Raw genomic sequence first — 16,135 nt, forward strand, 5'->3', positions numbered from 1 at the left:
ATACCGCGCCATCTCAGAACCAGGCGACCCTCCCGCGAAGCCGGTTCGTGCATTGGGAAGGGTTTCGGGTGCCGTCAGGCGTACGAAAGCCTCTCATGCAGGAACCCGCGGGCTACAGTCGATGTCTATGGGGATTTCGATTTGCGGCTGATGTCGGCGATAGCGCGACCGTCGCCGGGAAGCGCCGGGATGGATGCGGACAGGCGGCTTCGTTGCGCCTCCGCGCGATGTTGTCGGCACGGTAAGCGGCTGAAGGCGGCCCCGTCGGCGTCGACGATCACCATGGACGCGTTTGGGTCCGTTACCGGAGGCTGAGGGCCTGCGGTTGAAGTCTCGACGACTATTCCATGCCGGGTCATAGAGCGGTCTCCCGGTTCGTCGCGGTAGCGTCCGGCGGTCCGCGTGGCTGCCTCCAGCGTTCGAGTACCTCGACGACGATCATGCGTCCGCCGCAGCACGGGCATGACGGGCGGAAGTCCTCCGGTTCGCCTGGTGTGTCGTCATCGGGTGGCGCAGCGACGCTCAGCAGTTCGCGGGCGAGCGCGAGGCTGGCCTTGCGGGCGGAGCCGGCGAGCAGGCCGTAGTGGCGGATGCGGTGAAAGCCTCGCGGCAACACGTGGAGCAGGAAGCGGCGGATGAACTCGTCTGTGGCGAGCGTCATGACCTGCTGGCGGTCGGCGCCGTCGCGGCGGTAGTTCTTGTAGCGGAAGGTGACGCCGCTCTCGTCGAAGGCGATCAGGCGGCTGTTCGATATCGCGACCCGGTGAGTATAACGCGACAGGTATGCGAGCACCGCCTCCGGTCCCGCGAACGGTGCCTTGGCATAGACCACCCAGCGCTTCTTCCGGACTGGCGACAGGTGCCGCAGGAAGGCTCGCCGCCCGGTGAGGTACGCCATTGATCCGAAGAAGCTGAGCCGTCCGGCGTCGTGCAGCGCCATCAATCGGGTGAGGAAGAGCCGGCGGAACAGCTTGCCGAGCACGCGCACCGGAAGCAGGAAGGCCGGCCGCGACGAGACCCAGCGCTTCCCGCCGGGCGCGATGCCGCCCCCCGGTACGATCATGTGCACGTGCGGATGGTGAGTCATCGCAGAGCCCCAGGTGTGGAGCACGGCGGTGATGCCGATCCTGGCTCCAAGGTGCTTCGCATCGGCCGCAATGGTCAGCATCGTCTCCGACGCTGCCTTGAACAGCAGGTCGTAGGCGAGCGCCTTGTTGTGGAAGGCGATGTCGGCGACCTCGGCGGGCAGCGTGAACACGACATGGAAGTAGCCGACCGGCAGCAGGTCGGCCTGGCGCTCGGCCAACCATGTCCGCGCCGCTGCGCCTTGGCACTTCGGACAGTGCCGGTTGCGGCAGAAGCTATGGGGAGAGCGGCGTGGGCGTGAAATGGTGCCTCCGTTGTTCAATGAAACGGATGGATATGCCCCATGAACCAAGTAAGTGACCTGAGCCGTTCCCTTGCTCCCTTTGATCAAAATGCCACTCTGACGGTGGTCGTTGAACTGAGCGAGGCCAGCTGGCTCGTAGCTGGGTTGATTCCCGGAATTGAGCGCCAACCCGTAAAGAAGCAGGGGCCGGATCCGATCGCGCTGCTGCGGCTGCTGGAGCGCTGGCGGTTGGAGGCAATGAAGGCAGGCAAGACGATTGGGCAGATTGCCCTCGCCTTTGAGGCGGGACGGGACGGCTTTTGGCTGGCGCGATGGCTGCAGGCTCGCGACATCGCAGTGCATGTCGTCCATTCGACGAGCGTCGCCGTGTCACGCGAGCATCGTCGAGCGAAGACCGATCGACTGGACACGGCGATGCTTATGCGTGTGTTCGTGGGATGGCTGCGTGGCGAGCGCGGACACTGCCGGATGGTCGCTATCCCAACGCTCGAGCAAGAGGATGCCAAGCGTCCGAGCCGTGAACGGGAAGGCCTGGTCGGCGAGCGCACTCGGATCATCAACCGAATGAAGGCCACTTTGGCCCGGCTCGGCATCCGCGGGTTCAAACCGGCGTTGCGCAAGGCGCCGCAACGGCTCGCCGCTTTACGCACACCTGAGGATGTGCCGATTCCACCGAACACGCTTGACGAGATCCGACGTGACATGGATCGGCTCGCTGTAGTGCGCGAACAGATCAATGCGATCGAAATGGCCCGCCTCGCGCGCCTGGAAAAAGCGCCGGCGGCAGGGCCACACGCTATGGTGCGCCTGTTGGCCCGCATCGTCGGCGTGGGAATGGAAACTGCAGACATGTTGGTTCAGGAGGTGTTGTCCCGAAACCTTCGAGACCGGCGAGCCGTGGCCCGTTACGTTGGCCTCACGGGTTCGCCCGACGAGAGTGGCAAGAAACGACGGGAGAGAGGATTGGCCAAGGCGGGCAATGCCCGCGCGCGTCGCGGGCTGATCCAACTTGCCTGGCGGTTCTTGAGATTCCAGAGCGACAGCGCGCTTGCGCAATGGTACCGATCGCGGACTGGTGGCCCGAAGGGTGCGCGCAAGACAACAATGATCGTCGCACTCGCCCGCAAGCTGCTCATCGCGCTTTGGCGCATGGTCACCATCGGCGAAATCCCGGCGGGCGTCGCGCTGCGGCAGACGATCTGAATACGCGACATGGTCGTCGTGCGACGGATCGACTGTCGCGACGAGTCGACGCGTAGCGATTCGAGGTGGCGGTGACCCGAACAACTCCATGGCTCCAATGCCGTCGGCAGAATGGGCCCGCCGCCTCGGAGCCTTGCTGCCGAAGCCATTGACTGCTTCATGGTCGGGATCCCCTGCGGATCCAACCGAATACAAGGTCGCGGCGCGATGCTTTGCGCCCCACGGCAGGCTCCCCTCGAATTGCTCGTCCTGTTCCTGATCCGGGTTCACGCCCGCCTCACTCTCGTGGTCGACCGCCCCGCTTTTTGGCCCAGGCGCCGGCTGTCGAGAAACTCAAGGAAAAGATTGCTGAGAGCCGCACTAAGGACTTGACAGAAAAATCCCCATACAAGGAGTTGTAGGCGATCCGCCATTGGCCGCAGTCCTCGCAGGCCTCGACGTGACCGCCAAGGGCCGCGGTGCGGCAGTGCTCGATCGCCGACATGACCTTGATCTGGCCAAGGCTCAGATGACCTGCATGGGCGGCCCGGTAGGGTGGCCCAGCAGCACGGAAGATGTCGGCGACCTCGATCGAGGTGCGCACGGCTCAACCGGGCGGCGTCTTGCCTTCCATCAGCGCCATCAACCGATCGAGCGGCCCGGCGACCGCATGGATCGTCCGGGTCGAGACCTTGGTGTAGAGCGCGGTCGTATCGAGCTTGCTGTGCCCGAGCAGCACCTGGATGACGCGGATGTCGACATCCTGTTCGAGTAAGTGGGTGGCGAAGCTGTGACGCAGAGTGTGCGGACTGACGCGCTTGCGGATGCCGGCGACTTCGGCCGCCTCCTGGACGGCGCGGTGCAGTTGCCGCGACGAGATCGGCGCCGTGCAACTGCGGCCCGGGAACAGCCAGCCATGCGGAAGCATCACCCCGCGCCGCCTGCCTTCGCGCCACCACAGCCGCAGGAGTTCCAGAAGCTGCGGCGAGAGCATCGCGTTGCGGTCCCTGCGGCCCTTGCCCTGCTCGACGCGGAGCAGCATGCGCGTGCTATCGACATCGTCGACCTTGAGATGCGCGACCTCGGACACGCGCAGGCCCGCGCCATAGGCGACGCCGAGCGCGGCCTTGTACTTGATGCCAGGTGCGGCTTCGAGCAGCCGCGCCGCTTCCTCCACGCTCAGCACGTCGGGAAGCTTGCGCTGATACCGCATGACCACCAGCGCACGCGCCAGATCCCGCCGCTTCAGCGTCACCAGGAACAGGAACCGCAACGCCGAGACCGCGCCGTTGATCGTCGCAGGTCCGGCGCCACTCTCATGCTGATGAAGCTGGAAGCGGCGGATGTCCTCAGACGACGCCGCATCGGGCGAGCGGCCGAGGAACGCGGCGAAGCGCCGGACGTGACGAACGTAATCCTGCTGGGTATGCGAGCCCAGGCCCCGCATCAGCATGTCGTGCTGCATGCGCTGGCGAAGCGGGCTAATAGGTGCATCGGTCGATGGGGTAGCCATGGCGAGTTCCTCTCGTTGAAGGGAACTCCATCGTCAGATCGACGCCTCTACCCGCTCAAGGCCTATGACATGCACGCCATCTCAGAAGGAGGCGGCCCTCCCGCGCAGCGGGTTCGTGCATGAGGCGCAAAGCTGCCAATCGGTTGATAGGTGCGGTCAGCGAGCGGCTGGATCAGCTTCTTGAATCAATTTGGGCGAAGCGCTTCGTAACCCATTGAACAAGATTATGTTAGTCGCTGAGGGTGTGAGTCTTTCAAACAAATTCAATCCCGGATTGTTAGCCAATTCCTATCCTCGTATGGTCTGGCGAACCTTGGGACCAGGAGAAGAGGTAGTCTTCAATGCGAGGCGTGTCTCTAGCTTATCCCGCAAAAAGAGTCGAAAATGCCTGTTGCCGCGGATATGAGCTCGGCTGGTTTTGGGCCCGCTACCTGTCGGCTGCTTCGGGTTGGTCGACCGCCAAGGCGGACATTGCGTTCATTCGGCCTTGGTCGGTAGCCATCTGCCGCCGAACGGCAACCCCGGACCGCACATGTTTGAGGAATGATCCGCGAAACGTCCGCAGTGTTACGCCAGCTTGGCCTCGGGCTCGACCAGAAGGCGACGTGCCGCCGGATTGTGCCGCGGCGGCTCGACCCGGACGCCGTCCTTCGACGCCCCGACCAGCTCAACGACAGTGCAGGGTAGCCCGGCAGCATCGAACTTGCGCGCGATGAATTCGCCTTCGTCGCGCTTATGGCTCGACATCAGCAACTGGTAGCCCTCAAGCTCGACAAGATTGCGCATCACATCGACAAAGGCAGCTGCGTGGATAATGTCATTGTGTTGTAGCGGGTCGTCAAGCAGCAATGCGCGCCACCGCGACCAGCGATAGGCAGTACTTGCTGCGCAGAGAATGCTGAAGCCGTTCGCAGCCATTTGTCCCTCGCTCAATACAAGCTGCGGTGGCAAAGCGGTCTTGTATTGGGCATCCTCGATCGGATCCGCATAGCGTAGCTGCATCGCGAGTGACGTGCGCTCGACGGTATGTTCGGCATTAAACTGCACGGTCTCACCAGGGGTGCTTAGCAGTGCACAATTGAACGCATCTATCAGATCGTTGAGCGGCAACAAAAACTGGGTCGAGAAGCTCTCGGCCTCTGCCTTAAGCTGTTCGCCATAAGCCACCAGCGCATCACGGGTGGCAGTTGTGAGCTGCAGCGCCCCACGCGCCGCCTGCAGCTGCTGCTGTAGTTCTTGTTCCCGGAAGACGGGATTGTCTGCGGCCCCTGGTCCGCCTTGATCGTTCATCAGAGAGCGCAAAGTATGCAGCTCGCCCTGGGCAAGCCAGGCTTCATAGCCACGTGACAGTGCATTAGCTTCCTCGAAATGCGCAGCAAGGGCCAACGCTCGAACGCCGAGCGCGGCTTCCCGAATATCGATTGCCTGCGCCCCGGGCTCGCCGCCCATCCCTGCCTGCTGCCACGCGGTGACCGCCGCCGAGCGGACGCCCTCGGCGTCGCGAATTCCCGCGGCGATACGGTCGCGCTCGGCCTGGGCAGCGGTCAGCCGCTCGCGTGCCGCCGTTTCGGCATTGCCGGCGACAGCACGCTTTACAGTCAAATCCTCCAAGGTCGCGCGCGCCGCATCGAGTAGCTCGCTCTGCGTGTCGACGGCGGCGTCAGCGGTCTCGACGCTCCACGGCCGGGCGTAGATGGCAAGGCTGTCCTCAATTGCACGCAACGCTGTCTCGCACCGCGCGCGTCGCTGCGTCGCGGCCGCCAGACGCTCGTCGAGCGACGCCAGCGTTGCGGTCAGTGCATCAACGCGCGCTTGCGCGGTGCTTACATCGGTGGGGCTACCGCCCACATCACGGATATGCGCCGCGCGAATTCGCGCCGCTTGGGCCAGTCGGTCTGCAATCAGTGACACGAAGTCGCTATCGGCGCTCACACCTAGGGCTTCGGCGATACCACTACGTTCGGCCGCAGCGGCTGCCTCGGCAGCCTCGGCAGCACTGGTCGCAGCCGCCGCCGCGAAGATCGCGGCTTGCGCTTGGGCCAGCACCTGGCTCGCCGCCGTCGCGCGATCGCGCAGCCCGTCAAGCTCGCGCACTTGGTCGGCAAGTTCGACATCCTGAACGGCGAGCGCATTGTGCGCGCGCGTCTGGAGTTCGCCCGGCAGAAACTTGCTCGTGCAGACCGGGCAATTGGTATCGTCGTGCCCGATATGCGCGGCGAGGCCGGACAAGAGTTCAGCGATCAGAGACGCGTCGCGCCGCCGTGCCGCAAGCTTGGCCTCGGCCGCGCCTTCGGCGTTGCGCGCTTCTTGGGCGGCGCGCTCAAATTCCGGCAACTGACCGCGCGCGCGGTCTGCAGCCGCACCGAACGCGGTGGCGGCAGAGCGCCCATCGCGTGCGGCGATATCCTGCGCCTGCAACGCCGCGACACGCGAGGACCAGAGCTGGAGCGTTGCCTGCTCGTTGTCCAACCGGCTGAGCGTCACTTGTGCCTCATGCGCGCGGGCAAGGTCACCCTGCGCCGTGGCGACGTCCTGGCGGCAAGCGTCGCGTTCGGCTTGGAGCGCCGCCTCGGACGCTTGGGCGTTTTGTCGCTCGGCATAGAGCATCGCAAATTCGGCGATCGCAGCTCGTACCCGGATCTGCTCGCCACGGTCGGATTCGGCGCGGGCGACAGACTGAGCCTGCATGGCCGCAGCCTGTTCTGCAGCACTCGCTGCAAGCATCGCTGCGCTCAGCTGGCTGGTCGCCGTTGTGACGGCTTCACTGGTGGCCGCTGCGCGCGCGCCGTCGTTATCCGTCAGTGCCGATGCCTCGCTGAAGCGCGCGAGAATACCGCGCAAGCCGTCGAGCGCGGAGCGGTCCTGCGCGACCTGCCGTTGTTCTGTCGCAACCGCTAGGCGGACGCGCGACAGCCGCTCGGCAAAGCCTTGGGCCTGGTGATCGCTCGCCGGTAGCCCACGTTCGACAATCGCAAGGCGTGCATCGAGCGTCGCCTCTGACTCAGCACCTGCCGCCGAGCCGCGGGTGCGGAGCTCGGTCAGCCTTGCGACATGTCCCTGCCATTCCTCCAGCGCCTGTGCCGCGATATCGACCGCCGCCTGTTCGCGCTCGGCGCGCCGCCGAAAGGCAAGCGTGGTGCTCCGGCCCCGCAAGGCGGTCCGGATCGATTCTAACCGGTCGATGCCGCTCGGCCCCTTTAGCGCCTGCCATTGGTCGGTATGGTCACGACTTGTGAAGCGTTGCTGTGAGGCTTGTCCAAGAAAATGGGTGAAGCCGAGGTAGGCGGCGATGTCCTTAATCTCGGTCCACTGGGGACTCTTGAGCAAGCCGAACAGCGCGGCCGCGGCGGGTTTTTCGCGCAACGCGCGGGTCAAAGGCTCGCCCTCCGAAAAGGTCAAGCTTACCCGGTGCGTACCCGGCTTCGCATCTCGCCGCGTAAGGTAATCGCTCTCCTTGAATCGGCCGACATAATCCTGGAAGCGCCGAATCCTCCCTGTCAGGCACCATTCGATCCCGTCGAAGAAGTTGCTCTTGCCAAGTCCATTGGTCCCGACGAGCAAGGTGAGCCCCGGACCCGGCGGCACTGGCAGCGTGAACGTGCCAAACGTCCTGAAGTTATGAAGATGAACCTGGCGAAGGAAGGTGTAGCTCATCGTGCGCTCCGCCGGTGCCAAGAGGCCACCAGTTGCTCCACCAGGAGGTCGGGATCGATTTCGGATTCGCTCGCCAGGCGGATCCACTCGCCGGCCGTGTCGCGGGGGACGTCGCCGAACGCTGCCGCGCGACTCACATTGTCGAGGGGTGCCATCGAAAAGATATCGTCGGTGAGCCATGGCCGGGCCAGGAAGCTGCGCTTGACGAAGTCGGCGAAGCTATCCTCGTCGGCGCTCGCGTCGAGCGGACGCAACCATACGAGCTTGCGGGCTACGCGTTCGTCGCGTTCAGCGATGAGCGCCAGCGCGCGCCATCGGTCGACGCCTTCGCTGCCCCGCGGGCCGAGAAGAATGGCATGCAGGTCGAGCGCCGCTGGCGCGCTTAGGTAGGAGCGGGCCACGACGCATTGATTTCGGACGCGGCGCACGAGGTCGCTCATGCCCTCCTCGTTGGGAGCTTCGGGCAGCAGGGTCAACAACACGGCGTAGCGGCCGATCTGCAGCCCCCGCACATGATTGGGTAAGTCGCTCGGTTCGAGCCGCGCCGATGGCGTGTCACTCCCGCCGGCAAAGGTTCGGCCGGCATAGTTGGGTTTGGATCCAACTGACAGGCCAAGTTCGCTCGCACGGCGAATAAGCAGCCGCTCCCCCGCTTCGAGGGCAACTTGTGCAGGCGAGGCTGACGGGGTCTCGCTCATTATGCTGGGGCTCCTGCGGTTTCGATTGCAACTTTTAACCGGGCAAAATGATCCTCCTCGATGCCGAGCAGCAATGTGGTCAGCGCTGCCGCGCTGGTTTGGGCTGCCGCGCGAAATTGCGCATCGACCGTTAGCATCAGCTTTGCATCCGCGCCTGGCTGGCCGAGAAGGAATATCCCATCGCTGGTCTTGCTTAGCGAGCTGTTGGCGCCTGCAATCAATGCTGCTGGGACCGACTGCATCGGCAACAGGACGAATTCCGTCGTCCAAGCGTGGCGCAGCGCAACCAGCGCCATTTCCTCGCTGTCGATCAAGGCTGCCGCGCATGTGTGGCCGGTGCGCTCAGTCCCATCAGCGTGCCGGCCGAGATTGCCCGGAGGAGCGCCGCGTGGCGCTGTGACCTGCCAGGCGGTTGCGACGGCCAGGGCAACCGCGCAGGCTCGGATCACCGGCGACAGCAACCGCCGCCCGGCCAGCACCGAGGCCTCTCCGGCCACAGCCGCATCGTCTTTCGCGCAAACCGCAAGCCCGAGGAAGCGCGCCAGCAAAGTTGGCTCCGCGCGAAAATGCTCGACCCAGCTTTGCCAGATCGGCTGCATTTGATGCCGAAGGTCAGCGGCTGCCACGAACGACACCGCGTGTCCCGGATCCTCGCCCTGTCCCACATAGCGAGTGATGTGGTGATCGACGGCGTCGAGCAGCCAGTGATCGAGTCGTCTGTTGATTGTCGCTGCGAGGACGTCAGGCGCCATTGTCACCGGATTAAGGATCGAAGGATTACCGCTCAGCGCTTTGAGTGGCGGCAGCCGCAGACCACCCGCGCTGGGCGATTCGCTCGACAGCGCGGCGAGGAGGGGGCGCCAACGCGCCACGTTCACGAGCAGATCGACGCGCAAGGCGTGTATAGCCAGACGCGCGATCGCAAATGCGAGGCCGGTGCCAAGTTGGTCGGGCGCGTCGATAACCGTGAGCTCGAGCGGTGACGTGTCATCGGACCAAAGCGTGGCGACGTCCGCGAGCGCGATATCCCCACTCCACCGGGCGTCGCCTCCGATTAGCCACAGCTTGACGCTCCGCGGCATCGCGGCAAGCAGCGCGTCGAGATGATACCGCGGTGGCGGCAGTTTCGCTTGTCCGGCAAGCCGCTTGAAATGAGCAAAAGTCGCGGGATGGAGTTTGGGCGCGATACTATCGATTGGGAAAGTGTGCACCCATGCAGCATGCTCGGCTTCATATCCGGCGAGCAGGTTTGCGAAGGGATGCCGAATGGTGTCGCGCCCGGGACCGCGCCGGGCGATCACCCAATCGGCGACGACGATCGTGCCGCCGCACGCGAAGCGTCGCGACCCCTCCGCGTCGCCTGGCTCGGATGCAGTCTGTTGCACGTTGTCACAGACAATGTGCGAAAAGGACTCTGCCCCTTGCCGTCTGGAAGCCTTAACCACCAGATAGACCGCGAGACGATTCAGGCGCGCGGTCCTGATCGAAAGGAGCTCCGGCTCACGCGTCTGTAGGATGAGTTGAACGCCGTGGCGTAATTGCCCCTGCATTTGGTCGACTAAGCCAAGTGCTTCGACCTGGTCACCAATTGCGTCGTCGTAGGCCGAGATGAAATCAAATCCTTGTCCGAGCGCTTCGGCGGCGAGCGCAGCGGTGTCGATTGCCAACAACGTATCGCGAAGGGCTTGCACGCCCGGACGTTGAGCGATGCCACGAACTAGATCGTTGTGCCGAAAGGTTGCGCTGGCGGCCGCAATCAGATCGATCAAGCCGCCATCGCCATTGCCGCTTACGAGAAAGGTAGGTCGCGCGTTACCGGCAATCTCCGCCCCTGGCACGCCTGCATCGTGCCAATAGCTCGGCGTTTCGGCCCCTTGGAGCGCGAAGCGATTCTCGATTCCGAAGCCGACTGCGAGCACGATTATATCGAACTCCTGGCTCGCGGCTTCGCGGCCGCCGGCAACGGCCTCGCGCTCAAAATGCACCATAAAGCGGCCGGCTTGGGGGGTGACTCCAGTGATCTGGTGTCGTTCGCGCACCGTGAGCCGGCCCTCGGTCGCCGATAGGACTTCCCCGAACTCGCGGAGCACCGCGTCCCGGACGTCTTTGGCCGGCCCCGAGCGCCAGTCGAGCAACGGGAGCTCTGCGAGTTCGTGATCGGCATCAGGATTAGGCCAATCATAAATGTGCGGATCGAGACGGCGCCGTTGCGAATCGCCTTGCAGCGGCAGCAGACGCTCCGCCTTTTCGAACAGGTGGACGTCGGTCCCACCTTGCAGGGCCAGGCCGGCAGCTAGTGTGATGCCAGCGGCGCCGCCGCCGATCACCGCGACGCGGGCATTTCCCGGCAGCAGGTGCTCGTGCCACAGCGCATGGGCCAATTCGAGCGCGCGGACCTGCTGCGAATAGAAGGTGATGCGCGTATCGTAGAATCCGAGCACATAAACGCCCGGATGTGCGGCGATGCGTGCGCCAGCAATGATGTCCGCCGGGCTCAGCACGACGCGCACTCCACCCGAGTGGCGGTAGCGGCTCGGACGCGCGGGGAACCGCTGCGCTTGTGCGGGCCGAGATAAACGATACTATCCAGCATTATGTCCATAATGGACGCAATCAGCGGCTAGCGCGTGCCTGATCGGCGCATGGCACCGTCATCGAATAGCAGAGTTCCCTGCACAATCCCCTCCCGACACGGCATTTGATCGCTTGGGTAATTGCACGGCGCGACGTGTATTGCCAGCATTGAATATGTGCATGGCGGATGGCGTCATTATTCATACGCCGTGCTCTATTGATCTCAAGGCCTGGCGGCAAATGCAGATGCTCTGAAGGCGCGAGATGAACCGTACGCGTGAACTAATGGCGGCTTTGGTGCAATCCAGGCGGGGCGTGAATGGCCTAGTGGCGCAAAGCTGCCATTCTGAAGGGCGCCCGCCCCTCCCGGCTTCAGCCAATTCGCGAACGCCGAGATGGAGGGCGGCGCACACTTGGTGATGCATCGCTCCGAGGTGAATCGGCCGGCGCTCATCGGGGCCTTGGGGTTTTAAATGAGCGCCGGCCGGGGCGGTTCGCTCGGATTCGCCGCGGCCGGACTGATAGCAGAGTCGGCTCCCGTGGGATTGGCGCGATCGCGTAACCCGTTGCGTTCATGCTCGTATGCACTAGCCTCCGTTGGATGATGACCGATCGCTAAGACGCCCGCTGGGAGGAAGACGGTTCCTGGACCGTGTTCGACGTGTTCACCGGCCCGCCCTACGAACGCGGTGGTTTGGTGCTGATCGGCATGCCCTTCTTGCAAGCGGACGACCTAACCCGCTTTTTGAATGCGGCAGATAGAGGGCGGACGCGTCGTCCGATGGGCGGATCGGGCCGAAGAGGCGGTAGTGGCCAGCGCTGCATTATTTATTAGACATCGAGGAACCTTACCACCGAGGGGCGTTGGACCTTGGGAGTCCAAATCCAGAAAATCATTGCGCTGTGGACGTGTGACCTGCACACCTATCTGCCGGCGCATGAGGGTTCGCAATCCGCAGGCCGGTCGTTCAGCAATTTGTCGACCCCAGCTTTGTCGGCTCGGGCAAGCTCCAGCCAACCGCCGCGTATGCCAAGAGTGGAGGGCGGCGGTGACGGGCATGGCGGCAACTCCGGGTCCGGCAGCGGTGGAGACCACGACGGCAACTCAGGGTCTGGCGGCAACTCTGGGCCCGAGGGCGGCGACGGTGGCAGTGAGCTCGCGCTCTCGCCCGCAGCAGTTTCCAACGGCTTCTCTCGCGGGTGGTCAATGTATCGCCATCTACGACGAAGGCCGGAGAGCCGAAAATGCCATAGCTGCGAGGCGCGCCGGTCTCCGCCTTGAGACGTTCATTGGCGCGGGCGCCGTCGCCTTGGCAATCACATCGTCGACGTCCTGACCGAGGGGAGCCAGTACATGCCCCAGGATGGGCACGGCTGCCCGGCCGGAATTACCGCGTAATATAAAGGGGATTCCACAAGGACAGGCTTTCGTTTTTTGGCACCCAGGTCATTGTCGACATATTGCTGGAGTGCGGCGCCTGAGAACTGCACCCCTTGAATATGATTCAACGATAGGATTTTAGTCTTGGCAAGAAGATTTGGAGGGAGCGATGCCGGACATTTGGAACATTGATCGCTCTTTACGTGGTAGCTTCATCGTGGATGCGGCAGTGCTGAAGCGCATCTACAGCCACATCGAAAAAGCTACCGGCAAGCCTCCTAGTGTCGACGTGACGTTTGCCAATCAGCGAACGGTCTCGGCAGACGGCCTCGACTCCATTCTTGCCGACAGTACTGTCTCATCGGTTCCTATCGTCAGCATATTAATAACGAGCAATCTGCTTGAAAAACCCATGATTAGTTTCCGGACCTCAAATTACGATGTAGGACCGATCAACATCCGCATAGGCGGTGATCGCGACAAAGCCGTTGCCGCCGAGGAGACGTTAGTCAACGAAATCCAGTCGAGCAGGGCCTGGTACAGCGGCTTGAATTTGATAGGCTACGGTGCCGGGATAGCCTTCTTCTCGATCATCCTACTGATCACGTTCGCACTTATCGTCGCGGCTGTATTTGCGTTTCCGGGGCTGTTCAATCGCAACCCAAGCGTAGCTCTCATCGTCGTGCTGTTGGCGATGTTTGGCGTGCCACTACTGTCGCGGATGTTCTTCCCAGCAATCGTCTATCATTTTGGAGTTGGTGAGCGCCGTTTCACTCGTTTGAAGGCGCTTTACGGGTTACTCTTCGGAGCCATTATTCTGGGCATAGTCATAAACCTGGCGTCCGGCTACATCGCCAGCCGTTTTCATCTTCAGTAGGCTAGTATCGGTCAGCGACCGTCCGCTCCGGCGCCTCGTTACCGGGCCTAGACGCCGTGTGGCGCGGGTTGAGCAACGGGTGATCGGCGGAGCTGGTCGGGGTTGAACAGCCGATCGCCCGTTGCAATGAGATTAGCTGCGGGCGCGGTGTAGCCGAGCGCCGAATGGGGGCGCGGTCAGCTCAGTCTGCAGCCCGGGCGGCATGCTTTGCCGAATGACGCTACCTCCATTCAGGCCAACCTGCTCTCCACGATGGCGTTTGCGCTTCGAGCTCGCTAGTTTCGCGCAAATACCGTGAGAGGGAAGAATGTCACTTAGCCACAATCGCCACAAGAAGCTCATCGAAATGATCCAAACGGATGGCGAAGTCCGTATCCGAGATGTGATAGCGCAATTCAACATTTCTGAGGAGACCGCGCGGCGGGATATCAAACAGCTCGAGCAGGACGGCTTGGTCGTGCGCGTCCATGGTGGGGCCGTCGCCACGCAGCAGCCTAAGTTATTGGCCGTCTCGTCGCGCGCGATTTCTCAGCGCGCGGGAAAGAACGCTATTGCCGAGATAGCGCTCGGTCTTCTCAAGCCCGGGCAGAACCTCTTCTTGGGGGGCGGCAGTACGGTGCTGGCATTGGCTCGTCGCATCTCGGCTTTGCCGGAGATGCGCATCGTCACCAACATGGTCGATATAGCGATCGCAGCTGCCGACGGACGTCGGCATCGCGTGGTCATGCTGGGCGGTGAATTCAATCCCGACTTCCGGACCGTGACAGGATTTCTTGGTCTGCGCACGCTTCGCGAACAGCAGATCGATGTTGCTTTCATCGGGGTCAACGCTGTGCATCCCACTCTAGGCGTCTTCGACCATGAACAGGTCGGGCAGGACCTCGCCGCGACACTTTGCGAACAGACGCGGAACATCATCGTTCTCGCCGATCACACCAAATTCGGCTTGTCGGTGCGTTACCGCATCCTGCCCCATTCAGCGATTTCCTCGATCATCACCGACCGGAAGCCGGCACTGGACGTGCTGAAGCAGATCGAAGCCGCTGGTGCCCAAGTCCTATATCCGCAGCAAAAGCCGTCGTAACCCGGCATAAATGACCTTGACTCTGCTGCGGCATGTGCCTCACAGGAACGCGGTCGTTTCACGACTGTTTGTGAAATGCCTTTGCGCCTCCATTACAAACCCGCCACAATCCGTCTTAAAGCCACATAAAACCTTCACATAACTGCGCTATGTCTCTGCCCGTCTCGGGAAGAAGCGGAGTTCGGCCGGCTTGCCGTCCCGACAACAGGAGAAGGTTTTGATATGCAAACGACACGTCGCACATTTCTAGGCATGACGGCCCTTGCGGCTGGCGCGATGGCGTTGCCGCGCATGGCCGCAGGCGGCCAGCGACCGAGCCTCAAGATCGCCGTCCAGGATCTGCGCACCATTCTGGAACCGGTGGATAGCGCTTCCATCGCCAATGTTTCCTGGCGAGTGCAGTACAGCATTTTCGACCAGCTTCTGCGGACAGATTACAACGACAACTTTCGTCTCAATTTCGCACTCGCAAAATCCTTGAGGCAGATCGACGTGAGAACGTATGAGATCGGTTTGCGCGATAATGTGAAGTTTCATGACGGCTCCACAATGAGCGCGGATGATGTTGTCTTGTCGCTCGGGCCGGATCGGCTGCGCGGCGAAAAGGCACCGGGTGCGGCCGTGCTTGCCAATTTCCTTTCCTCACTTGCCGATGTGCAGAAGGTCGATGACCGCACTGTCCGTCTGTTGACCACGACAGAGGACCCGGTTTTCACCAACCGGCTTGGAGCTTGGGGCACTCAAATCATCAGTGCCAAGGCTTGGCATGCTGCAAAGAATTACGATGCATGGGCTGCAAAGCCGATCGGCACCGGTCCATACAAGATTGGCGACGTGCGTAGCGGCGACGAGATCACGCTGGTCGCGCATGATGAGTATTGGGGCGGCCAACCGCCGTTTGCGTCGATCCGTTTCAAGCGGGTGCCGGAGATCGCCGCACGCATCGCTGGGCTGCAGGCGGGCGATTACGATATCGTCACCGACATCACCCCGGATCACATTGCGGAGATCGAAGGCGTCAAGGGCCTTTCGGTCACCGGCGTCGAAACCACATGGTTCCGCTTCCTCACATTCTCGCCACTCAAGACGCCCATTTTGAAGGACGTCAACCTGCGTCGCGCGCTTGCCTGCGCGATTGATCGAGATGCACTGGCCGACGGCCTTTGGAATGGCCGGGCGAAGGCGCTCAATGGCTGGCAGTTGCCGATTTTCGGCGCCATCAATGATCCCGGGCGCAAGGGCGTGTCTTACGATCCGGCGCTGGTGAAGGAACTCCTCGCCAAGTCGTCGTACAAAGGCGAGGAAATCCCCTACCCTTCCGTCGGCACCTACTATCCGATGCAGCTTGCCGATAACCAGGCACTGGTCGAAATGTGGAAAGCCGCTGGGCTCAACGTCAAGCTGATCATGTGCGAGAACTGGACGCAGGTCGACAATCTCGGCGGCATCGCGGATACGTCGGGAGGTGCCTTCTACGCCGATCCCGTCTCCATGCTTTGGCAGATTATCGGCCCGACCAATGACCTGCAGGCGGGCGGCGGCTGGACCAATGCCGAATTCAACACGCTCGGCCATGAGCTTGAAACGACGACCGATCTCGCCAAGCGCAAGGCGGCCTTCAAACGGATGCAGGACATTGTCGAGATTGAGGACCCCTGCATCACACCACTGCACTCCATGCCCTTTATCTATGGGCAGAAGTCGAATGTCAGTTGGCAGCCGAACCCATTGCCGCAAATGTATCTTGGCCCGAAGATGTCGCCTGAGCCGGTGGCCTGAGCT

The 16,135-nt window shown here is 62.6% G+C and carries 8 protein-coding genes and 2 pseudogenes; 4 read left to right on the top strand and 6 right to left on the bottom strand.

Annotation, left to right across the window (positions count from 1 at the left end):
- Nucleotides 1-355: 355 nt before the first annotated feature.
- Nucleotides 356-1,357 (bottom strand): annotated as a pseudogene (locus tag C7I87_RS06295) (IS91 family transposase); the annotation flags it as partial.
- Between the two features lie 72 nt (nt 1,358-1,429).
- Between C7I87_RS06295 and C7I87_RS06300 the strand changes: the two are divergent.
- Complete coding sequence (locus tag C7I87_RS06300; RefSeq protein WP_149903395.1) at nt 1,430-2,593, top strand: IS110 family RNA-guided transposase; 1,164 nt, start codon at nt 1,430-1,432, stop codon at nt 2,591-2,593.
- A 391-nt stretch (nt 2,594-2,984) separates the two neighbouring features.
- On the opposite strand, the pseudogene C7I87_RS06305 reads toward C7I87_RS06300, so the two are convergent.
- The 5 genes and pseudogenes from C7I87_RS06305 to C7I87_RS06320 all read right to left on the bottom strand — a co-directional run.
- A pseudogene (locus C7I87_RS06305) lies at nt 2,985-3,176 on the bottom strand (transposase zinc-binding domain-containing protein); the annotation flags it as partial.
- A 3-nt stretch (nt 3,177-3,179) separates the two neighbouring features.
- Nucleotides 3,180-4,085, bottom strand: a complete 906-nt coding sequence (locus tag C7I87_RS06310; protein ID WP_140765935.1) for a tyrosine-type recombinase/integrase — start codon at nt 4,083-4,085, stop codon at nt 3,180-3,182.
- 567 nt (nt 4,086-4,652) lie between these two features.
- Nucleotides 4,653-7,739, bottom strand: coding sequence for an ATP-binding protein (locus tag C7I87_RS06315; protein ID WP_188393754.1), 3,087 nt, complete (start codon nt 7,737-7,739; stop codon nt 4,653-4,655).
- The gene (locus tag C7I87_RS35140; protein WP_188393755.1) at nt 7,736-8,437 is read right to left on the bottom strand and encodes an ABC-three component system middle component 1; all 702 of its coding nucleotides are present in this window, start codon (nt 8,435-8,437) and stop codon (nt 7,736-7,738) included. The genes C7I87_RS06315 and C7I87_RS35140 overlap by 4 nt, the downstream gene beginning before the upstream one ends.
- Entirely contained in the window at nt 8,437-10,938 is a 2,502-nt protein-coding gene (locus C7I87_RS06320; protein WP_188393756.1) for an ABC-three component system protein, read from the bottom strand. The genes C7I87_RS35140 and C7I87_RS06320 overlap by 1 nt, the downstream gene beginning before the upstream one ends.
- Nucleotides 10,939-12,561: 1,623 nt before the next feature.
- Between C7I87_RS06320 and C7I87_RS06330 the strand changes: the two genes are divergently transcribed.
- The 3 genes from C7I87_RS06330 (at nt 12,562) to C7I87_RS06345 (ending at nt 16,132) form a co-directional block, all read left to right on the top strand.
- The gene (locus tag C7I87_RS06330; RefSeq protein WP_149903399.1) at nt 12,562-13,269 is read left to right on the top strand and encodes a hypothetical protein; all 708 of its coding nucleotides are present in this window, start codon (nt 12,562-12,564) and stop codon (nt 13,267-13,269) included.
- 307 nt (nt 13,270-13,576) lie between these two features.
- Entirely contained in the window at nt 13,577-14,353 is a 777-nt protein-coding gene (locus tag C7I87_RS06340) for a DeoR/GlpR family DNA-binding transcription regulator (protein WP_149903400.1), read from the top strand.
- Between the two features lie 291 nt (nt 14,354-14,644).
- Nucleotides 14,645-16,132: an ABC transporter substrate-binding protein gene (locus C7I87_RS06345; protein ID WP_246696219.1), complete on the top strand. Its 1,488-nt coding sequence runs from the start codon at nt 14,645-14,647 to the stop codon at nt 16,130-16,132.
- Nucleotides 16,133-16,135: the final 3 nt, after the last annotated feature.

The organism is Mesorhizobium sp. SARCC-RB16n (genome assembly GCF_008520305.1).
GTDB lineage: Bacteria > Pseudomonadota > Alphaproteobacteria > Rhizobiales > Rhizobiaceae > Mesorhizobium.

Coding starts and splice junctions, on each gene's coding strand:
- C7I87_RS06310 (WP_140765935.1), bottom strand. CDS start 4,085: ATGGCTACCCCATCGACCGATGCACCTATTAGCCCGCTTCGCCAGCGC.
- C7I87_RS06330 (WP_149903399.1), top strand. CDS start 12,562: ATGCCGGACATTTGGAACATTGATCGCTCTTTACGTGGTAGCTTCATC.
- C7I87_RS06300 (WP_149903395.1), top strand. CDS start 1,430: ATGAACCAAGTAAGTGACCTGAGCCGTTCCCTTGCTCCCTTTGATCAA.
- C7I87_RS06340 (WP_149903400.1), top strand. CDS start 13,577: ATGTCACTTAGCCACAATCGCCACAAGAAGCTCATCGAAATGATCCAA.
- C7I87_RS06315 (WP_188393754.1), bottom strand. CDS start 7,739: ATGAGCTACACCTTCCTTCGCCAGGTTCATCTTCATAACTTCAGGACG.
- C7I87_RS06345 (WP_246696219.1), top strand. CDS start 14,645: ATGGCCGCAGGCGGCCAGCGACCGAGCCTCAAGATCGCCGTCCAGGAT.
- C7I87_RS35140 (WP_188393755.1), bottom strand. CDS start 8,437: ATGAGCGAGACCCCGTCAGCCTCGCCTGCACAAGTTGCCCTCGAAGCG.